Consider the following 20,340-nt stretch of genomic DNA (forward strand, 5'->3'; position numbering starts at 1 on the left):
CTGCCCTTATCCCATCGCCTCTTTGACGAGCTCGTCGGCGGCTTCTGCCAGCAGCTCGTCACCAGCTTCGCCATAAACTGACTCGCGGCCGATTTCCAGCATCACGGGGACGGCGAGCGGGGAGACGTGGTCGAGTTCCCGGTGCGTGATGTGGCCCTGGATGCGGGCGAGCATGTCGCCGAGACGGCGCAGGTCGAGCAGGCCGGTGGCGGCGTCGGCGCGCGCGGCGCGCAGCAGCACGTGATCGGCCTGGTGCTTGCGCAAGACGTCATAGACCAGATCGGTCGAGAACAGCACCTGGCGGCGGCTCTTCTCCTCGCCGGTGTGGCGGCGCGCGATCAGGCCGGAGATGATCGCACAATTGCGGAAGGTGCGCTTCATCAGTGCGGATTCGGCGAGCCATGCCTCGAGATCGTCACCGAGCATATCAGGGTCGAACAGCGCGTTGAGATCGAGCTTGCCGTTGCGGATCATGAACGAGAGGTCACCGAGCCCCCAGATCGCCACCGCATATTCGTTGGCGACGAAGCCGAGCGGCCGGGCGCGGGCGCGCTCCAGCCGTCGTGTCAGCAGCATGCCGAGGGTCTGGTGCGCGAGGCGGCCTTCGAAGGGATAGCACACGATGTAATGCTTGTTGGCGCGCGGAAAACTTTCCACCAGCAGCTCGCGCACCGCAGGCACGCGCGAGACGTCTTTTTGCTGCGACAGCCAGTCGCGCACCTGTTCCGGCAAGCCTTTCCAAGCGCGGCCGTCGTCGAGCAGCCGGCGCACGCGCTCGGCAAGATAGGTCGAGAGCGGAAACTTGCCGCCCATATAGGACGGCACCTTGGGATCCTTGTCATGCGCGCGCGAGACATAGACCTGGTCCTCGACCAGGGTTTCGTAGCGGACGACTTCGCCAGAGAACACGAAGGTATCGCCGGGCGCGAGACCCTCGATGAAGGCCTCCTCGATCTCGCCGAGCAGACGGCCGCCGCGCGCGATCACGCCGGTCGATCCGGTGCCGCCGCCGCGCGAGCGCACCAGCCGCACCTTCAGCATGTCGTCCTCGACGATGGTGCCGACATTCATCCGGTAGCTCTGCCGCACTTTCGGGTTGGCGACGCGCCAGCGGCCCTGCTTGTCCTGCTTGATGCGCGCGAAGCGCTCATAGGTTTTTAGCGCGTAGCCACCGGAGGCGACGAAGTCGACGACGTCGTCGAAATCCTGCCGTGTCAGATCGGCGTAAGGCGCGGCAGTGCGGACTTCGTCGTAAAGTTCGTCACTCAAGAAGGGCTCGCCGCAGGCGCAGCCGAGCACGTGCTGGGCCAGCACGTCGAGCGCACCGATGCGCAAGGGCGGCGTGTCCTGCGCATTCTCGGCGATGGCGTCGATGGCGACGCGGCATTCCAGCACCTCAAAACGGTTGGCCGGCACCAGCACGGCGCGCGAGGCTTCGTCGAGGCGATGGTTGGCGCGGCCGATGCGCTGCATCAGGCGCGAGGAGCCCTTGGGCGCGCCGATATTGACGACGAGATCGACGTCGCCCCAGTCGACACCGAGATCGAGCGAGGAGGTGCAGACCACGCCGCGCAATCTGCCTGCCGACATGGCATCCTCGACCTTGCGGCGTTGCGCGACGTCGAGCGAGCCGTGATGCAGGGCAATCGCGAGGTTGTCGTCGTTCATGCTCCAGAGGTTCTGGAACAGCATCTCGGCCTGGCTGCGGGTGTTGACGAAAACGAGCGTGGTCTTATTCGCCTTGATCAGCTCGTAGATTTCGGGAAGCGCGTGGCGCGCACTGTGGCCGGCCCAGGGCAGCCGCTCGCGTGTATCCAGCATCTCGACCAGCGGCGGCGCGGCGCCGCCGGCGATGACGACGTCGGCGGAGTAGCCCTTGTCTTTCAGTTGCGGCACCAGGAAGCGGGCCAGGGATTCCGGCTCGGCCACCGTTGCCGACAGGCCGATCGCGCGCATCTGCGGCGCCAGCCGCCACAGCCGCGCCAGGCCCAGCGACAGCAGATCGCCGCGCTTGGAGGTCACCAACGCGTGCAGCTCGTCGAGCACGATGCGTTTCAGGGAGGAGAACAGGAACGGCGCGTCGTCGGAGGAGAGCAGCAGCGCGAGCTGCTCCGGCGTCGTCAGCAGAATGTCCGGCGGATAACGCCGCTGGCGCTGCCGCCGCGACACCGGCGTGTCGCCGGTGCGGGTTTCGATCTTGATCGGCAGACCCATCTCGGCGACCGGCCGCTCCAGATTGCGGGCGATGTCGACGGCGAGCGCTTTCAGGGGCGAAATGTAGAGCGTGTGCAGGCCGCCGCCGCGTTGCACGGTGCGGCCGGTGGAGACGACGGTTTTCGCGGCAGAGCTCGGCGCGGCACTCAGCTCCACCAGCGTCGGCAGAAATCCCGCCAGCGTCTTGCCGGCGCCGGTCGGCGCGATCAACAGCGCGCTGGCGTCCTCACGCGCCTTCTCCAGCAGCGCGAGCTGATGCCCACGCGGCGACCAGCCGCGCGCCGAAAACCATTGCTGGAAGCGGTCGGGCAGCAGCACGGCCGGCTCGGCCGGGATTTTGAGGATGCGGGGCGGCACGGCATAACAGGTAAGCCGTGCCGGCGGGTTCGTCGAGGGGGCCCTACTCCACCACCGGCCTGTCCGAGACATCCCAGTCCTTGCCGTTGAAGATCTGGATGAACAGCGTCTTCATCGGCGTGTAGTCGTCGGGCGTGTAGCTGTAACTGACGCCGTCGAGGAAGAAGGGCGAGTGGAAGCCGTTGAGGGTCGAGGCCTGCTTCAGCACATTGGCGCGGGTCAGCTCATCGCCGCAGCGGCGAAGGATCTCGCCCATGGTGACGGCCTGGCCGTAGCCGGCATAGGCGATCGTATTATCGGCAGCGACGTTCGGCAGATATTTCTTGCGCAGCTCCTCGAACGCCGTGGGGCCCGGATCCTTTTCCCAACGGCCCGGCCCTGCATCCTTCGAATAGCTGATCGCCACGATGTCCTTGGCATTTTCGAAGCCCGCGGCGCCGAGGATGGATTTGCCGGTCGAGCCGGCCGAGAGAAGCTGCAACGGCTTCCAGCCAAGCTCGGCGACCTTGCGGATCGACTGCGACGACGCCTTGCCGGTGGAGATGTTGTAAAAAACGTCGGCGCCCGACTTCGAGAGATTGATGAGCTGGGAATCGACGGTGGGATCGGTGAGATCGTAGGTCTGCTCCATGATCACCTGCGCGGTGCCGCCGGCATCGGCCAGCACCTTCTTGAACGGCCCTAAGAAGTCGCGGCCGAAATCGTCGTTCTGGTAGAGGATGCCGACCTTGGCATTCGGTTTCACGGCGACGACATGCTTGGCCAGGATGCGCGCCTCGGTCGGATAGAGCGGCAGGCCCGCCATCGTCCATTTGAATTCCTTCGGGTTGTTCCACTTCGACGCGCCCGTGTTGAGCAAGAGCTGCGGCACGCCCTTGGCGTTCAGGTATTTGTGCACGGCGGTCTGCGGCGCGGTGCCGAGCGAACCGTAGAGCGCCAGCACCTCCTCCTGCTCGACCAGCCGCCGCGTCGCCTCGACGCATTTCGGCGCGCTGTAGGCGTCGTCGAGTGTCAGGAAATTGATCTTGCGTCCGTTGATGCCGCCCTTCTCGTTCAGCATCTGGAAATAGGCTTCGCCAATGCGCCCGAGCACGCCGTAGAGCGAGCCGGGACCGGAATGCGGCACGGTCTGCCCGATCTTGATCTCGGTGTCGCTGGCGCCCGCATCGTATTTCTTCTCGGCAGCCCAGACTGAGGGCGCGGGCAGAACGGATGCGGCAATGGTGGCGAGCGCGGCGGCTCCGACATCGCGTCGCGATGGATTCCTGGTCATTGTTGTTTCTCTCCCTGGTGCGCGCATTGTGCTGGCTTCGCACTGCGCGGCAAGTAGGAAGTTCGTCGCCGAGCGACGCAATGACGCCGGAATTGCGGTGTGGCTAGCGCCTAGACTCAAGTTTTCTCGGCAACGACGACGAGGCCACGCACGGGTTCGTTGTTCTCGACGCGCGGAGAAGCGGGCTCTAGAGCCAGCAGTGTGAGTCCGGCCTTCGCAATCGCGCCGCGCACATATTCCGCCGAGTGGGCATAGCGCAGGCCTTCGCCGAGCATGATGCCATCGCCGTCATGCGTCTCCAGCGTGAAGGCGAGCACACCGCCTGATACGAGCACGCGCCTGGCCTCAGTCAGCACCGGCGCGAGCTCGGAGAGGTAGACGAACGCATCTGCAGCGACGACGAGGTTCGCGCTCGCGTCCGCCTTGGTGCGCAGGCCCTCGATCATGTCGGCGACTTCGAGCTCGGCATAAAGCTCGGTGGCACGCGCCTCCTTGATCATGCCGGGCGACAGGTCGATGCCGATGAAATGGTCGACCTGCTTTGCGAAGGCCGCAGCGGCGAGGCCGGTGCCGCAGCCGAGATCGATGGTGCGCTTGAAGAAGGCCGGCTTCTTCGCGGCGACACGCGCGGCCAGCACCGCCTTGAAGATCAGCGCGGGCGCGCGATAACCGAGATCGTTGATCAGCGCGTGCTCGAAGCGCGGGGCGTACTGGTCGAACAGCGCCTGCACATAGGCCTTGGGCATTTCGGAGAGCTGCGCATCGCCGAGCCGGATCAGATGCAGGCCGGCGCCGTGCTGATCCTCGGGATCGCAATCGCGCGCTTGACGAAATGCCGCGATCGCCTTGTCGCGCTCGCCGAGCTGCTGGCGGATTTCGCCGAGCGTGAACCAGGCCGAGGTGAAATTGGGGGCGAGCTCGATCGCCTGCTCGATGAGATCGGCAGCGGCGGGCAGATCGCCCTTGAGCTGGAGGTCGCGCGCGAACTCGAAACGGCGGTCGGCCATGAGATCGCCGGAGGTCAGAAACAGGCGGAGCGGCATTGGGAACCAGGAAGCGAAGCGGGTGATGACTCGAAGATGCAATGGAGCGACCTATATACCAATCATGCGCCCGCAAGACATCCTGCTGCCAACTGCTGACGGCCTGTGCTGCAAGCCCGGCGGCTTCCATATCGATCCTGTCCGCCCGGTCGACCGCGCCGTGATCACCCACGGCCATTCCGACCATGCCCGCGCCGGCCATGGCGCGGTGCTGGCAACGCAGGAAACGCTGGACATGATGCGGCTGCGCTATGGCGAGGATTTTGCCGGCACGACGCAGGCCATCAGCTATGGCGAGGAGCTCCGGCTCGGCGACGTCAAGGTCAAGTTTCACCCGGCCGGTCATGTGCTGGGCTCGGCGCAGATCGCCGTCACCTGCAAAGACACCTGCATCGTCGCCTCCGGCGACTACAAGGACGCGCCCGACCCGACCTGCGTACCGTTCGAGCTCGTGCCCTGCGACGTCTTCATCACCGAGGCGACGTTCGGCCTGCCGGTGTTTCGTCATGGCGATGCGGCGGACGAGGTGAAGAAGCTGCTCGCCTCGGTCGCGCTGTTTCCCGAGCGCGCCCATCTCGTCGGCGCCTATTCGCTCGGCAAGGCGCAGCGCGTGATCGCGCTGCTGCGCCTCGCCGGCTATGACGCGCCGGTCTATCTGCATGGCGCGATGGAGAAGATCACGTCCTACTACCAGAGCCGCGGCATCGAACTCGGCGAGCTGCGGCCGGCGGCCGGCATGAAGAAGGCAGCGCTGGCCGGCACCATCACGCTCGCGCCGCCGTCGGCGACATCTGATATCTGGGCGCGGCGCTTCCCCGACCCCGTCACCGCTTTCGCGTCGGGTTGGATGCGCGTGCGCGCCCGCGCGCGACAGGGTGGCATCGAATTGCCGCTGGTGATCTCCGATCACGCCGACTGGGACGGCCTCACCGCGACGATCGCGGCAACCGGCGCCGGCGAAATCTGGGTCACTCACGGCCAGGAAGACGCGCTGGTGCATTGGTGCAAGTCGCGTGGCCTGCGCGCGCAGCCGCTCGATCTCGTCGGCTATGGCGAGGAAGAGGAAAGCGAGCCGCCGATTCAGAGCGGGGCCGAGGCATGAACCGCTTCGCCGAACTCCTGGACCGCCTCGCCTACGAGCCCGGCCGCAACAACAAGCTGCGGCTGCTCACCGGCTATTTTCGCGAAGTCGGCGATCCCGACCGCGGCTACGCGCTGGCCGCGCTCACCGGTGCGCTCAGCTTCAAGCACGCCAAGCCGGCGCTGATCCGCGATTTGATTGCGTTGCGCACGGATGAGGTGCTGTTCGGGTTGAGTTACGATTACGTCGGCGATCTCTCGGAGACGGTCGCGCTGATGTGGCCGCGCAGAATCGTCAACAATGACGAGTCTTTTCCGAGCCACCCTTCTCCCCCGCCCTCCCCCACATCCGCCTTCGCTAAAGCTTCGGCGGACAAGAGGGGGGAGGGACAGAGTTCGGAGCTATCGACAAGCAAGACGACAATAAATACGGGCGAGCCAGTTTCGCATGAGGAACGTACTCCCTCCCCCCTCGTGTCCGCCGTAGCTCGAAGAGCGAAGGCGGATGTGGGGGAGGGTCAGGGAGGGGGGTACCGCGGGCGAGATGCCTATGAGTCTGCTTACTCAAGCAATCACAACAACCCGCCGCCCCCGACCCTCGCCGAAGTCGTCACCACGCTGCGCACGCTCGGCAAGACCGAGCTGCCAAAGCAGCTCGAGCGCTGGCTCGACGAGCTCGACGAGACCGGTCGCTGGGCGCTGCTGAAGCTCGTCACCGGCGCGTTGCGAATCGGCATCTCCGCGCGCCTGGCCAAGACCGCGGCCGCTGCGCTTGGCGACAAGGACCCGCACGAGGTCGAGCTGATCTGGCCCGGTCTCGCGCCACCCTATCTCGACCTGTTCGCCTGGCTGGAAGGCCGCAGCCAGAAGCCTGTCAATCGCGATCCCGCGCCGTTCCGGCCCGTGATGCTGGCGCATGCGATCGAGGACAGCGATTTCGCGAGCCTCGATCCTGCCGACTACGTCGCCGAATGGAAATGGGACGGCATCCGCGTGCAGGCGGCGGCGGGCCGGGGTGACGACGGACAGATCACCGCGCGCCTCTATTCGCGCACAGGCGAGGACATCACGGGCAGCTTTCCGGATCTGGTGCCGTCGCTACGGCTGCCGGGCGCGATCGACGGTGAGCTGCTGATCCTGCGCGGAGGCCGCGTACAAAGCTTCAACGTCCTGCAACAGCGCCTCAACCGCAAGGTCGTCTCGCCAAAACTGATCAAGGAGTTTCCGAGCCACCTTCGCGCCTACGATCTGCTCGGCGACGACGAGAACGATCTGCGCGAGCTGCCGTTCGCGGAGCGGCGCGAGCGGCTTCAGGCCTTCATCGCAAAACTCGACGATCCCCGCATCGATCTCTCGCCCACCGTCCCCTTCGCAAGCTGGGACGCGCTCACCGCCGCGCGCGCCGATCCTGCGAGCGCCGGCGCGGGCGAGGATGCCGACGCCGTCGAGGGCGTGATGCTGAAGCGGCGCGATGCGCCTTATCTGCCGGGACGGCCGAAGGGGCAGTGGTGGAAGTGGAAGCGCGATCCGCACGTCATCGACGCCGTGCTGATGTATGCACAGCGCGGCCACGGCAAGCGCTCGTCCTACTATTCCGACTACACGTTTGGCGTCTGGACCGGCACCGAGAACGGCGACGAGCTGGTGCCGGTCGGAAAAGCCTATTTCGGCTTCACCGACGAGGAGCTGTTGCAGATCGACCGCTTCGTCCGCCGCAACACCACCGAAAAGTTCGGCCCTGTCCGCCATGTCGTGCACGAGGGCGACAAGGGGCTGGTGCTGGAGGTGGCCTTCGAAGGGCTGCAACGCTCGCCGCGACACAAATCCGGGGTCGCCATGCGCTTTCCCCGCATCAGCCGCCTGCGCTGGGACAAGCCGCCGCGGGAGGCCGACCGGCTGGAAACACTGGAAAAGATGCTGAAGGCGGAGACGGCGGAGGTCGAGGCGTGAGAGCGCTCGGTTGCTGCCATGAAGGCCGTGCGCTCCCTCGCCCGCTTGCGGGAGAGGGGCCGGGGAGAGGGTGTTTCCGCATTGGGACACTCCCCCAGCGGAAAGAGCCCTCACCCGCGCCTTCGGCGCGACCTCTCCCGCACGCGGGAGAGGTTAAGGAGCCCGCGGCCAGCGGCTCTCCCAAATCGACGCTCCGGCGCCGCCCGAATTAAAATGCGGTAAGCTGATTGACGGTCGGGTCAGGGTTCCCCATGTCCCCCGCCGTGACCTATAATCCGGGCGAATCCGCCCAAGGAGTTTGAGATGGCCCACGACGTCAGAGATTTGCCGGCCGGCCACAGTGATGGTCTGCACCGCTTTCTCGGCGGCTCGCCGCTGGCGGTCGCGTTTCGCCTGGTGCTGCTCTCAATCCTGGTCGGCGTCGTGCTGGCCGCGATCGGCTTCGATCCCTGGAATATTCTCATCAGCATCCGCCTGCTGTTCCAGCGGCTGTGGGATCTCGGCTTCGATGCCGTGAACTGGCTGTGGCGCTACTTCCTGCTCGGCGCTGTCATCGTGATCCCGATCTGGCTGCTGTCGCGCGTGTTCGGCTCACCGCGCAGGTAAGGAATTGGAGGCCCGCAGCCGATGCAATTGCGCTTTGTCGGCTGCGGCGACGCCTTCGGCTCGGGCGGCAGGCTCAACACCTGTTTCCATGTCTCGGGGCGGGAAGCCAACTTCCTGATCGATTGCGGCGCGTCGGCCCTGCCGGCGCTGAAACGGCTCGGGATCGATCGCAACGATATCGATCTCATCCTCATCACCCATTTCCACGGCGATCATTTTGCCGGCCTGCCGTTCCTCCTGCTCGACGCCCAATTCTCGCGGCGGACGCGGCCGCTCACCATCGCGGGTCCGGAAGGCATCGAGACGCGGCTGACGCAAGTCATGGAAGCGCTGTTCGAACATTCCTCGAAGACCAAGCAGCGCTTCGAGCTGAACATCGTCGAACTCGCACCCGAACAAGCCCAGACCTTCGGTGCGGTGACTGTGACGCCCTACCCGGTCGTGCACGGCGAATCCGGCGGGCCCTTCCTCGCCTACCGCGTCGAGGCCGAAGGCCGCACGCTCGCCTACAGCGCCGACACCGAATGGACGGAGACGCTCATTCCGCTGGCGCATGGCGCGGACCTTTTCATTGCCGAGGCCTATATGTACGACAGGGTGGTCAAGAACCATCTCAGCCTGAAGACCTTGGAACAGCACCTCCCAGCCATCGGCGCAAAACGCCTCGTGCTCACTCATATGAGCGACGACGTGCTCTCGCGTCTCGATGACATCGAACATCTCGCGGCCGAAGACGGCATGGTGCTGGTGTTCTGACATGCACGCCCCCGTTCATCCCAACGTCGGCTCCCGCCAGGTCTTCGCCATCGCGGGTCCCGCGATGGTCGCGAACCTGACGACGCCGCTGATCGGCGTGGTCTCGACCACCGCGATCGGCCGGCTCGACGATGCCGCGCTGCTCGGCGGCGTCGCGATGGCCTCCGTCATCTTCGACTGCCTGTTCTGGCTGTTCGGCTTCCTGCGCATGAGCACGCTCGCCTTCACCGCGCAGGCGCTCGGCGCCGGCCAGACGCGCGAGCAGACCGTGATCCTGGTGCGCGGCTTCATCGTCGCCGGCCTGATCGGCGCCGCGCTGATCGCGCTGCAATTGCCGCTGGCCAGCGCGCTGTTCGACCTGATGGGCGGCAGCGCGGGCGTGACGCACGCCGCAAAGACCTACTTCATGATCCGGATCTGGTCGTCGCCGTTCGCGTTCGCCAACTACGTCATTCTCGGCTGGCTGGTCGGACAGGCCCGCGCCAATCCGGCGCTCGCGCTCCAGGTCGTCATCAATCTCATCAACATGGCGGCGACGATTCTGCTGGTGCTGGTCTACGACACCGGCATCGCGGGCGCGGCGATCGCCGCGCTGCTGTCGGAGGGCATCGGTTTCGTGCTCGGCGTCATCGTTTGCCGGCGCTATGCACATGGCGGCTTTGCCGTTCCCCGCGCAACGCTGCTCGATCGCGAAAAGCTGATGCGGCTGCTGGCTGTCAACTCCGACATCATGATCCGCACCGCGGCGCTGATCACCGTATTCCTGTTCTTCACCGCCAAGGGGGCGCGCGCCGGCGACGTCACGCTCGCCGCAAACTCCGTCCTCAACAATTTCCTGCTGGTCAGCGCCTTCTTCCTCGATGGCCTCGCCAACGCCGCCCAGCAGCTCTGCGGCCGCACCTTTGGCGGCCGCGATGCCAGGGGATTTGCCGATTCGACCCGGCTGGTGCTGCTGTGGGGCCTTGGCTTCGCGCTGGTCGTCGCGGTTTTGTTTGCGCTGTTCGGGCCCAACCTGATCAATTTCATGACGGCGAGCGAGGACGTCCGCCGCGCTGCGCGCGAGTTCCTGCCCTTCATCGTGCTGGCGCCGATCCCCGGCGTGTTCGCCTTTGGCTTCGACGGCATCTTTGTCGGCGCGACCTGGGCGCGCGAGATGCGCAATCTGATGCTGGCCTCACTCGCGATTTTCATGGGCGTGTGGTGGGCGCTGCAATCCTTCGGCAATACCGGATTGTGGTGCGCGCTGATCGCATTCTACATCGCGCGTGGCGGATTGCAGGGCGCAAGATATCCGGCGCTGTACCGGACGACGTTTCCGAAATCGTAGCTCTCGTGTCCCGGCTCTGCAGCGTAGCGCTGAAGAAGCGCTGCGCTGCGTCCGGGGCACGAGACTGCCTTATATCCCCGGCCAATCTTCCGCCGTCAGCGTCGCCGCATCGGCGCCGACGATCTCGGAAAGCGAATCACGCCCCGTGCGCAGCAGCGTCGAGGTCAGATCGCGCTTGATCTCGTCGACGAGGCCGAGGCCCTTGTAGACCAGCGACGAATAGAGCTGGATCAGGCTGGCACCGGCACGGATCTTGGTCAGCGCGGCCCCGCCGGAGTCCACGCCGCCGACACCGATCAGCGGGAAGGCGCCCTCGACGCGGACATAGGTCTCCGCGACCATGCGCGTCGACAGACGGAACAGCGGCCGGCCGGACAGGCCGCCCTGCTCCTTCGACCGCATTTCCTCGCGCAACGTGCTCGGCCGCGCGATCGTCGTGTTCGACACGATCATGCCGTCGACCTTGCGCGAGCGCGCGACCTGCACGACGTCATCGAGCTGGGCGAGGCTCAGATCAGGCGCGATCTTCAGCAGCACCGGCGTATCTCCGGCCTTCTGCCGCACCCGCTCGCGCGCGTCGATCACGCGTCCGAGCAATTCGTCGAGCAGCGCGCCTTCCTGCAGGTTGCGCAGGCCCGGCGTGTTGGGCGATGACACGTTGACGGTGAAATAGCTCGCGACCGGCGCAAAGGTCTCGATCAGCTTGACGTAGTCAGCGACGCGGTCGGGCGAATCCTTGTTGGCGCCGACATTGACGCCGACAATGCCGCCATTCGCCGCGCGCGCGGCGAGCCGGCGCAGCGCGACCTCGGCACCGTCATTGTTGAAACCCATGCGGTTGATGACGGCCTCATCGCGCTCCAGTCGAAACAGCCGCGGCCGCGGATTTCCGGCTTGCGGCTTCGGCGTCACCGAGCCGATCTCGATAAAGCCGAAGCCGAGCCGCAGCAATGCGTCGGGCACTTCAGCACTCTTGTCGAAGCCCGCGGCCATGCCGATCGGATTGGGAAAGTTGAGCCCGAAGGCGCGCACGGCAAGCTTGGGATCATCGGTGCGCGGTTTCACCGGCGGCAGGAAGCGCAGGCCCTGGATCGCAAGGCGATGCGCGTCTTCCGGATCGAGCCAGCGCAGCACCGGCAGCGAGAAAGCATCGAACGCGCGGATCACGGGGCAAGCTCCGGGGTGTCGTGGCCGCCATCGGAGCGAATATTGAGGTTCATCACCGAGAGCACCGCGCCGAGATCGAGCTCGCCATAAAGATGCGGAAACAGCTCCTCATTGCGCGAGCGCTCCCAGCGCAGTTCGGCTCCGAGCGCGTCGCCGTCGACTTCGACCAGGAACAGCGCGCGCTGGCCGAAATAATGTTTGCGCAAGGTCTCCGGAACCTGGGCGGCGGTCGAGAAATGGATGAATCCGTCGCGCGCATCGTCCGCGCTGCCGCTGTACACGCCCTGCCGTTCCGCCTCGCGCCAGGCCGAGGCCGGACAGATTTTGTAGATCTTGACCACCGCTTACCGGAGCCCTGTTTGCTCGTTGAGTCTTTTGGGTTTTTTCGTCTTGTATGGGTCTTAAAACCCGGCGCGACCGTAAAGGCGGCCCCCTCCGAACTCAAGACTTAGCGGTGGCCCCTTGCGCGAAAAACGGAAAACCGGTTGATTTGAGGATAGTTTTCCTGAGTTGCGACGGGCTGGACCTTCCATGGTCAAACAGGCCAAAGCGCAGAGGATGCTGACCCACGACCAGATCTGGGCCGCGCTGGACCGATTGGCCGCGCGCGCCGGGCTGTCGTCGTCCGGCCTTGCCAAACGGGCCGGGCTCGACCCCACCACCTTCAACAAGTCCAAACGAGTCACATCCGACGGGCGCGAACGCTGGCCCTCGACCGAATCGATCGCGAAGGCACTGGCGGCCGCGGAGTCCTCGATCGACATTTTCGCCAGGCTGATCGGCGACGATACCGGCGACGGCCGCGCCGTGCCGCTGCTCGGCTTTGCGCAGGCCGGTGTGAGCGGCGCGTTCGACGAATCCGGCTTTCCATCCGGCAAGAGCTGGAGCGAGATCGCGCTGCCGGCCGCCGAGGACAACCACGCCTTTGCACTGGCGATTTCCGGCGACGCGCTGGCACCCGCCTATCGCGACGGTGACGTCATCCTGGTCTCGCCTGGCGCCCCGATCCGCAAGGGCGATCGCGTGGTGGTGAAGGCGAAAGCGGGCGAGGTGACGCTCGCGATGCTCAAGCGTCGCACGGCGAAGGCGCTGGAATTGCAGCCGCTCGAAGCGGCGGAAGCAGAGCGGACGATGGCGGTGGGTGATGTCGCGTGGATCGCAAGGATCGTTTGGGCGAGCCAGTGAGGACAGATCTGCGGCCCAGCATTCAGTGTCGTCCCGGCGTTTCGCCTGGACGACGGCTGAGGTGGCGCAACACCGCCGCCTCACGCACTCCTTGCCAGCGCGCCGTCGATCATGTTGACCGCGTTCTGCACGCCATACACCGCCACGAACGAGCCGAAGCGCGGGCCCTTCTCCTGGCCGAGCAGGACCTGGTAGAGCATGTTGAACCAGTCGAGCGTGACGCCGGGGCGGCCGTCCTTGCCCTTCTTGACCTGGTCGAGGAATGGCTCGCGGCGGCCGATCTCATAGACGATGTTCTGGATGTCTTCGGCTGACGCCTCCTGCGGCAGCTGCGACAGCGCTTCGCGCAGATCCTGCAGCGCAGCGCGCTCGGTGTCCGTCGGTTGGCGGAACTGCTTCGTCGGCGCGACGAAATCGCGGTAATAGTTGATGGCGTAGCCGACCATCGCATCCAGCTTCGGATGCGTCTGCGGGCTCACGCCGGGACGATAGCGGCCAATAAAGCCCCACAGCGTCTCGGCGTTTTCCGCATTCGACGACGACACCAGCGTGAGGAGCAGCTGGAACGTCACGGGCATGTCGGCCTTCGGCGGATGGCCATAATGGATGTGCCAGACCGGATTGCCGAGCTGCTGCTTGTCATCCTGCCTGGCAAAGCCGTCCGAGAATTGCTGGTAGTCGTCAACTTGGCGCGGGATGACGTCGAAGAACAGCCGCTTGGCCGCCTTCGGCTCGCGATACATGAACAGCGACAGCGATTCCGGCGAGGCATAACGCAGCCATTCGTCGATGGTAAGGCCGTTGCCCTTCGACTTCGAGATCTTCTGGCCCTTCTCGTCGAGGAAGAGCTCGTAATTGAAACCTTCGGGCGGCGTGCCGCCGAGCGCCCTGGCGATGGCGCCGGAAAGCTTCACGGAGTCGATCAGATCCTTGCCGGCCATCTCGTAGTCGACGCCGAGCGCGACCCAGCGCATCGCCCAGTCGGCCTTCCACTGACACTTGACGTTGCCGCCGGTGACGGGCGTCTCGACCTCTTCGCCGCTGTCGGGATCGACATAGGTCACGGTGCCCGCGGCGACGTCGCGGCGGATCATCGGCACTTGCAGCACTACGCCGGTGGTCTTGCTGATCGGCAGGAACGGCGAATAGGTGGCGCGGCGATCCGGCCCGAGCGTCGGCAGGATGATGTCCATCACCTTGTCGTAGGCGGCCAGCATCTTGAGCAAGGTCGCGTCGAAACGGCCTGACTTGTAATAGACGGTCGAGCTTGCGAACTCGTAGTCAAAGCCGAAATGATCCAGGAAGGCGCGCAGGCGCGCGTTGTTGGCGTCACCAAACGACGGATGCTCGTTCGAGAACGGGTCAGGCACCGCGGTGAGCGGCCGCCCCAGATATTGCGCGAGCAGGTCCTTGTTCGGCACGTTGTCCGGCACCTTGCGAAAGCCGTCCATGTCGTCGGAGAAGGCGAGCAGGCGCGTCTTGATCTTGTCCTCGGTGAGCACGCGGAAGGCATGGCGCACCATCGAGGTGCGCGCGACTTCGCCGAACGTGCCGATATGCGGCAGCCCCGACGGGCCGTAACCGGTCTCGAACAGCACCTCGTCCTTCGGGCTTTTCTTCAGCCGCGCGACAATGGCCTTCGCCTGCTCGAATGGCCAGGCGTTGGATTGTTCGGCGAGCGCACGAAGATCGCTCGGGCTCATGTTGGGATCGATAACGGACATCAAGGGGCCTCCGGGCCGCGGAAAATAGCGATTTCCGGGCAGAATGCAAAAGTTGGTGCGCAACTATTGCGAAATCGTAGGGTGGGTAAAGCGAAGCGTGCCCACCACTCCTGAAGACGTGGGCACGGCGCTCGCGCGCCTTTGCCCACCCTACGGCAGCTCGCTCGCAGCAAGAAATCAGAACGGGCTCACCGAGAAATAGCGCAGCCACAAATCCGTGTAGCGGCCTTTTTCCCAGACGCGGAACAGCGCCCAGTTCAGCGCCTGGCGCAGCACGTCGTTGCCCTTGCGCACGGCGATGCCGATGCCCTCGCCGAAGAAGCGGCTCTCGACGAAGGGGCCGCCGGAGAAGGCGCAGCAATCGCCGGAATCGGTGCCGTTGATCCAGAACGCCAGCGAGATGGCGTCGCCGAAGATGAAATCGACCTCGCCCTTGCGGAGTGCCGCGCGCAAGGCGTCGTCGTTGGGATAACCGTGCAGCTCGGCGTCGGTGAACATCGCCTTGAGATAGGCCTCATGCGCGGAGCCCGCGATGACGCCGACCTTCTTGCCTTCGAGATATTCGGGACGAATCTCCGGCATCACCGCATCCTTGCGCGAAGCGAAACGCGCCGGCACGCGGTAATAGGGATCGGTGAAATCGACGCGCGCGCGCAGCTGCGGGCTCACCGCCATGGACGCAATGATCGCATCGCCCCGGTTCGAGGTAAGCGCATCGACCAGCGTCTCGAAGCGGCGCATCTGCACCGTGCAGGTGACCTTGATCTCCTCGCAGAGCGAACGGGCGAGATCGACGTTGAAGCCGGCCGGATTGCCGTCGGCGCCGGTATAGTTGAACGGCGGGTAGTCGGTCTCGGTCAGGAAGCGGATCACGGTCAGGCGCGACAGGTCGGGCCGCTCCGGGCGCCGCCGCGGATCCCAGAAGCCCGGCACGGCCTGGGGGGCGGCTCGAGGCGCGGTTTGGGGAGTGGCCTGGGGCGCCGTCGGGGGCTGCTTTGCCGGGGCTTGGGCGTTGGCGACGGACAGGCATGCGAGCAGGCATGCGGCAACGGCCAGCCCCGTCAGCAAGCCACGGGCAGATTGGGACGATTTCGCCTGTTGCGATGGAGCCATCGGCCGGAATTTTGCGAATTTCATTGAGATCGGAGGGCCTTATAGACCATCCGGCCGGGAACGCGAGCGGGGATTGTGGGTTGCGGTCGTCATGCCCGGGCTTGTCCCGGGCATCCACGTTCTTCGTCCCGCGCGGCGAGGCGTGGATGGCCGGGACAAGCCCGGCCATGACGGCTGGATCACAGATACCGCTTCAACTCGGTCGCGGCCTCTTCCGGGGTCCGCTTCAGGTTGAACGGCGAGACGAAACGGCCGTCGCGGTCCATCAGATAGATCAGTGCGGTGTGGTCCATGGTGTAGTCGCCGTCCTTGGTCGGGACCTTCTTGGCGTAGACCCGGTAGGAGGTAATGACCTTGGCGGTCTCGGCGGGATCGCCGCTGAGGCCCTCGAGATGCGGATCGAAGCTCGCGAGATAGTCCTTCATCGTCGCGGGCGTGTCGCGTTCGGGATCGACCGAGATGAAGACGGCGTTGACCTTGTCGGCGTCCTTGCCCATCGCGCGCAGCACTTCCGACATCTCGAACAGCGAGGTCGGGCAGACGTCGGGGCAATGGGTGTAGCCGAAGAAGATCAGGGTCGGCTTGCCCTTGAGGTCCTTGTCGGTGAAGGCCTTGCCGGCCTGATCGGTGAGCTGGAACGGGCCGCCGATCGCGGCCGGCTGCGCCACCTTGCTGACCCCGCCCATGGCCCAGAACAGCACCAGCAGACCGACGACGAGGCTTGAGGCGAAGGCGGTCGCGATCACCAGCGGACGGGCAGTGGAGCTCATGAGCGAAAAACTTCCTGTCGCGGATCAGAAGCAGGCGGCAAAGCCGGTCCTGATCATTTCGAAGAACACCTGGGAGCCATAGTGGAACCAGAGCGCGAGCGCGCCGATGACCATCAGCGCACCGACACAAGCGCCGGCCCACAGCAGCACGGACGGCGTGCGCCCGGCATTGGGCGAATTGTCCTCTATCGGATGGGCCGGGTGCTGTGGTTGAGCCATCACAAGTATCGGGGGCGAAGGCCCCGGTTCCCAAGCTCTCAGATAAGCTTTGGCCCGCCTGCGGGCAAGGCGCCGCTGGCGGGCCAGAACGAATCCCCTCAGGCCGAGAATGTCAGTGCAGCAGCTGGCCCCGGGCGGATTCGAGCTGATCCGCTTGCGGGAGGGGTCCGCGCGACGGCTTGTTGGCCGAGGCCTGCGCGTCGAGATAGCAGGGCTTGTACATGGCCTGAAGCTGCCTGCCCCTCAGGAACAGCATGTGCGGCGTGAGGCCGCCGCGCTGCGAGATCCAGCGCTTTACCTGCGACGGATACATCGAATAGAGCATCTGGGTCGCCTCGGCATTGGTCACGGCGCGGCCGTTGTTGCCGAAATCCCAGGCGGCGTGGAAGCCGAGCGTTGCGTGCGAGGTGACGCAGATCCGGTTGTGCGGGATGGCGCCGAGGACGATGGTGCAGGCCGAGGCACAGAGACCGTCGATGATGACGGTGTCGCCGGACTGACGCAGGTCCTGGTATCTGTCGACGTAGGTTCCGATCCGGCCACCGCGGTCATCCGCGATCCGAACCACCGCGTGAGACGCCCCCATGCATGCGATCAAGAGAACCGCCGCAAGCAACCCCGTCAGAAACTTCATTGGCCCCCGCCCCAGTCGAATTCGAATCTGTGTGTCAGGTGGTGATGCGTCGCTAGCGTCGGTCGTAACCGCGGTTTTGTCTAGGCAGACCAGCTTGCTCAAAACAAATTCAAATCCAGTGTTGCGTCCGCGCTGCACTCAGCCTGCCTCAATCCCAAAGTGGAACAAGTTAATGATGTCTTACGCGACAAGCCCTTGATCTCAGTTGCAACCGCTGGCTTCAATCCGGGCAACTACAGGGGGGGAACTCATGGCCGGGCATTCGACCGAGCAGGCTGACGTCATTGTCGTCGGCGGAGGACTATCGGGGCTGGTCGCGGCGACCGAGATCGCCGACGCCGGCAAGCGCGTGATCGTGGTCGACCAGGAAGGCGAGCAGTCGCTCGGCGGCCAGGCGTTCTGGTCGTTCGGCGGATTGTTTCTGGTGAACTCGCCGGAACAGCGCCGGCTCGGCATCAAGGACTCCTTCGATCTCGCGATGCAGGACTGGCTCGGCACCGCCGGCTTTGACCGCGACGAGGATTTTTGGCCGCGTAAATGGGCCGAGGCCTATGTGGCGTTCGCGGCCGGCGAGAAGCGCGACTGGCTGCGCGCGATGGGGCATCGCATCTTTCCCGTGGTCGGCTGGGCCGAGCGCGGCGGTTATGACGCGATGGGCCACGGCAATTCGGTGCCGCGCTTTCACGTCACCTGGGGCACCGGGCCCGGCATCATCGAGCCGTTCGAGCGCCGCGCGCGCGAAGCGGCGAAGAGCGGCCGGCTGATCTTCAGGTTCCGCCATCGCGTCGATGCGCTCTCGATCACCAACGGCACCGTGGACGGCGTCAGCGGCGCGATCCTTGCGCCCGACAGCGTCGAGCGCGGCAGGAGCTCGTCGCGCACAGTCGTCGGCGAGTTCGCGCTGAAGGCGCAGGCCGTGATCGTGGCGTCCGGCGGCATCGGCGGCAATCATGATCTGGTGCGCGCAAACTGGCCGGAGCGGCTCGGCGAGCCGCCCAAATTCATGATCTCGGGCGTGCCCGAGCATGTCGACGGCCGCATGATCGGCATTACCGAAAAATCAGGCGCGCGGCTGATCAACCGCGACCGGATGTGGCACTATGTCGAGGGCATCCAGAACTGGAATCCAATCTGGCCGCGCCACGGCATCCGCATCCTGCCCGGCCCGTCCTCGATGTGGTTCGACGCCACGGGTACGCGGCTGCCGGCGCCGCTATTCCCGGGGTCCGATACGCTCGGCCAGCTCAAATACATCATGTCGACCGGCTATGATTATTCCTGGTTCATCCTGACGCAGGCCATCATCAAGAAGGAATTTGCGCTGTCGGGCTCGGAGCAGAATCCGGATCTCACCGGCAAGAGCTGGCGCATGACCTTGCGCCGCGCCACCAACAAGGGCGCACCGGCGCCGGTCGAGGCGTTCAAAAGCCATGGTGTCGACTTCATCGTGCGCGACAAGATCGAAGACCTCGTCGCCGCCATGAACAAGCTCGCCGGCAGCGACCTCCTCAAGCTCGACCACATCCGGATGCAGATCGAGGCGCGCGACCGCGAGATCGCCAACCCTTATGTCAAGGACGCGCAGTTGATGAACATCCACAATGCGCGGCGCTACATCGGCGACAGACTGATCCGCACGGCGTCGCCGCATCGCATTCTCGATCCCGCGCAGGGGCCGCTGATCGCGGTCAAGCTCAACATCCTCACCCGCAAGACGCTGGGCGGTTTCGAGACCGATCTCGACTCGCGCGTGTTCGGCGAGGAAGGACAGATCATTCCCGGCCTCTACGCAGTCGGCGAAGCCGCCGGCTTCGGCGGCGGCGGCGTGCACGGTTACCGCTCGCTGGAAGGCACTTTCCTCGGCGGCTGCCTGTTCTCGGGCCGCAATGCCGGCCGCGCCGCGGCGAAAGCGGTGGGATAAATCATGAGGTGGTTGATGCGCATCGGGGCGTTTGTTGCGACGCTCGCCACGGCATCAACGGCATCCGCCGACACGATCGACGTCAACGGCGTGAAGCGCTCCTACACCGTGCAGCTGCCGGCGAAGAAGCCGGCGCCGCTCGTGATCGTGCTGCACGGCAAGACCCAGCGCGGCGCCGACATGATCACGCGGACGGCATGGCCGCAGGTCGCCAAACGCGACGGACTGGCCGTGGTGTTTCCCGACGGGCTCAACCATGCCTGGGCCGATGCGCGGACGAAGGCCGGACCCGAGCTGCGTGGACCACCCGCAGGCACCGATGACGTCGCGTTCATCACCAAGCTGGTCGAGAAGCTGGTGGCCGACGGCACGGCCGATGCCAAACGCGTCTACGTCACCGGCGTCTCCAACGGCGGCGCCATGGTGATGACCTTGGTCTGCGCGCGCGCCGATCTGTTTGTGGCTGGCGCGAGTGTGATCATGAATCTGACCGATGAGACCGCCGTCACCTGCCATCCGTCGCGGCCGCTGCCGATGCTGATCATGAACGGCACAGCCGATCCGCTGATCCCTTACGAGGGTGGCCGCGGATCGAGCTATTTTGCCGCAGACGGATTCTGGTCCACCGAGAAGACCGTGGCATTCTGGCGCGAGCTCAATGGTTGCGAGAGCGACGACGCCAGCGTGACGGATATGCCCGACAAGGCGCCCGCCGATCGTTCCACAGTCACACGGATCACGTCACGCTGCCCTGCAGGGCACGACGTCCTGCTCTATCGCGTCAACGACGGCGGACACCGCATGCCTGGATTCGCGCCGGATGCCCGCTTCCAGAAGGTCGCAACCGGCCTGCTCGGGCCGCAGAACGGCGACATCGACGGCGCCGAGACGATTTGGGCTTTCTTCAGCCAGTTTCGTTGAACGCGCGCATGCATCGCTCGTGGCGCATGCATTGGCGGCAACGCATGCGTGCCCGGGGTGGCACCGCGTGGGGGGCTGCG

18 protein-coding genes are annotated in these 20,340 nt (G+C 65.4%); 8 read left to right on the plus strand and 10 right to left on the minus strand.

What is annotated here, in order from left to right; translation table 11 throughout:
* Positions 1 to 6: 6 nt before the first annotated feature.
* From K3F49_RS16955 to K3F49_RS16965, 3 genes are all read right to left on the minus strand, one after another.
* Positions 7 to 2,571 carry a ligase-associated DNA damage response DEXH box helicase gene (locus tag K3F49_RS16955; protein ID WP_234682097.1) on the minus strand — a complete coding sequence of 855 codons (2,565 nt, stop codon included), beginning with the start codon at positions 2,569 to 2,571 and terminating at the stop codon, positions 7 to 9.
* A gap of 43 nt (positions 2,572 to 2,614) precedes the next feature.
* The gene (locus tag K3F49_RS16960; RefSeq protein WP_234682098.1) at positions 2,615 to 3,844 is read right to left on the minus strand and encodes an ABC transporter substrate-binding protein; all 1,230 of its coding nucleotides are present in this window, start codon (positions 3,842 to 3,844) and stop codon (positions 2,615 to 2,617) included.
* Between the two features lie 116 nt (positions 3,845 to 3,960).
* Positions 3,961 to 4,887, minus strand: a complete 927-nt coding sequence (locus K3F49_RS16965; protein ID WP_234682099.1) for a class I SAM-dependent DNA methyltransferase — start codon at positions 4,885 to 4,887, stop codon at positions 3,961 to 3,963.
* A 64-nt stretch (positions 4,888 to 4,951) separates the two neighbouring features.
* On the opposite strand from K3F49_RS16965, the gene K3F49_RS16970 reads away from it, so the two are divergent.
* The 5 genes from K3F49_RS16970 to K3F49_RS16990 all read left to right on the plus strand — a co-directional run bounded on the left by K3F49_RS16970 (position 4,952) and on the right by K3F49_RS16990 (position 10,606).
* On the plus strand, positions 4,952 to 5,989 hold the full coding sequence (locus K3F49_RS16970) for a ligase-associated DNA damage response exonuclease (protein WP_234682100.1): 1,038 nt from the start codon (positions 4,952 to 4,954) through the stop codon (positions 5,987 to 5,989).
* Positions 5,986 to 7,917 (plus strand): cisplatin damage response ATP-dependent DNA ligase, encoded by a 1,932-nt coding sequence (locus K3F49_RS16975; RefSeq protein WP_234682101.1) that lies wholly within the window; start codon positions 5,986 to 5,988, stop codon positions 7,915 to 7,917. The genes K3F49_RS16970 and K3F49_RS16975 overlap by 4 nt, the downstream gene beginning before the upstream one ends.
* A gap of 303 nt (positions 7,918 to 8,220) precedes the next feature.
* A complete protein-coding gene (locus tag K3F49_RS16980; RefSeq protein WP_027533087.1) occupies positions 8,221 to 8,523 on the plus strand; it encodes a DUF6460 domain-containing protein in 303 nt (100 codons plus the stop codon).
* A 21-nt stretch (positions 8,524 to 8,544) separates the two neighbouring features.
* A complete protein-coding gene (locus K3F49_RS16985; protein WP_234682102.1) occupies positions 8,545 to 9,279 on the plus strand; it encodes an MBL fold metallo-hydrolase in 735 nt (244 codons plus the stop codon).
* Between the two features lies 1 nt (position 9,280).
* Positions 9,281 to 10,606, plus strand: a complete 1,326-nt coding sequence (locus tag K3F49_RS16990; RefSeq protein ID WP_234682103.1) for an MATE family efflux transporter — start codon at positions 9,281 to 9,283, stop codon at positions 10,604 to 10,606.
* A 69-nt stretch (positions 10,607 to 10,675) separates the two neighbouring features.
* Here K3F49_RS16990 and K3F49_RS16995 read toward each other — a convergent pair whose 3' ends face one another.
* Both K3F49_RS16995 and K3F49_RS17000 read right to left on the minus strand, forming a co-directional pair.
* Positions 10,676 to 11,773, minus strand: coding sequence for a quinone-dependent dihydroorotate dehydrogenase (locus tag K3F49_RS16995; RefSeq protein ID WP_234682104.1), 1,098 nt, complete (start codon positions 11,771 to 11,773; stop codon positions 10,676 to 10,678).
* Positions 11,770 to 12,114: a DUF952 domain-containing protein gene (locus tag K3F49_RS17000; protein ID WP_234682105.1), complete on the minus strand. Its 345-nt coding sequence runs from the start codon at positions 12,112 to 12,114 to the stop codon at positions 11,770 to 11,772. Before K3F49_RS17000 ends, K3F49_RS16995 begins: the two co-directional genes overlap by 4 nt.
* Before the next feature lie 190 nt (positions 12,115 to 12,304).
* On the opposite strand from K3F49_RS17000, the gene K3F49_RS17005 reads away from it, so the two are divergent.
* The gene (locus K3F49_RS17005; protein ID WP_234682106.1) at positions 12,305 to 12,958 is read left to right on the plus strand and encodes a S24 family peptidase; all 654 of its coding nucleotides are present in this window, start codon (positions 12,305 to 12,307) and stop codon (positions 12,956 to 12,958) included.
* Between the two features lie 80 nt (positions 12,959 to 13,038).
* Here the strand turns inward: K3F49_RS17005 and K3F49_RS17010 are convergent, their stop codons facing one another.
* The 5 genes from K3F49_RS17010 to K3F49_RS17030 form a co-directional block, all read right to left on the minus strand.
* Positions 13,039 to 14,682: a lysine--tRNA ligase gene (locus tag K3F49_RS17010; RefSeq protein WP_234682107.1), complete on the minus strand. Its 1,644-nt coding sequence runs from the start codon at positions 14,680 to 14,682 to the stop codon at positions 13,039 to 13,041.
* A 177-nt stretch (positions 14,683 to 14,859) separates the two neighbouring features.
* Complete coding sequence (locus K3F49_RS17015; protein ID WP_234682108.1) at positions 14,860 to 15,795, minus strand: transporter substrate-binding domain-containing protein; 936 nt, start codon at positions 15,793 to 15,795, stop codon at positions 14,860 to 14,862.
* A gap of 179 nt (positions 15,796 to 15,974) precedes the next feature.
* Positions 15,975 to 16,565, minus strand: a complete 591-nt coding sequence (locus tag K3F49_RS17020) for an SCO family protein (RefSeq protein ID WP_234682109.1) — start codon at positions 16,563 to 16,565, stop codon at positions 15,975 to 15,977.
* Between the two features lie 24 nt (positions 16,566 to 16,589).
* Entirely contained in the window at positions 16,590 to 16,784 is a 195-nt protein-coding gene (locus K3F49_RS17025) for a hypothetical protein (protein WP_234682110.1), read from the minus strand.
* Positions 16,785 to 16,896: 112 nt separating this feature from the next.
* Positions 16,897 to 17,418, minus strand: coding sequence for a hypothetical protein (locus K3F49_RS17030; RefSeq protein WP_234682111.1), 522 nt, complete (start codon positions 17,416 to 17,418; stop codon positions 16,897 to 16,899).
* A 250-nt stretch (positions 17,419 to 17,668) separates the two neighbouring features.
* Between K3F49_RS17030 and K3F49_RS17035 the strand changes: the two genes are divergently transcribed.
* Together K3F49_RS17035 and K3F49_RS17040 are read left to right on the plus strand one after the other, a co-directional pair.
* Positions 17,669 to 19,339, plus strand: coding sequence for an FAD-binding dehydrogenase (locus K3F49_RS17035; protein ID WP_234682112.1), 1,671 nt, complete (start codon positions 17,669 to 17,671; stop codon positions 19,337 to 19,339).
* Positions 19,340 to 19,342: 3 nt separating this feature from the next.
* Positions 19,343 to 20,260 carry an alpha/beta hydrolase family esterase gene (locus K3F49_RS17040; RefSeq protein WP_234682113.1) on the plus strand — a complete coding sequence of 306 codons (918 nt, stop codon included), beginning with the start codon at positions 19,343 to 19,345 and terminating at the stop codon, positions 20,258 to 20,260.
* Positions 20,261 to 20,340: the final 80 nt, after the last annotated feature.

The organism is Bradyrhizobium monzae (genome assembly GCF_021458635.1).
In the GTDB taxonomy this organism is placed as follows: domain Bacteria; phylum Pseudomonadota; class Alphaproteobacteria; order Rhizobiales; family Xanthobacteraceae; genus Bradyrhizobium.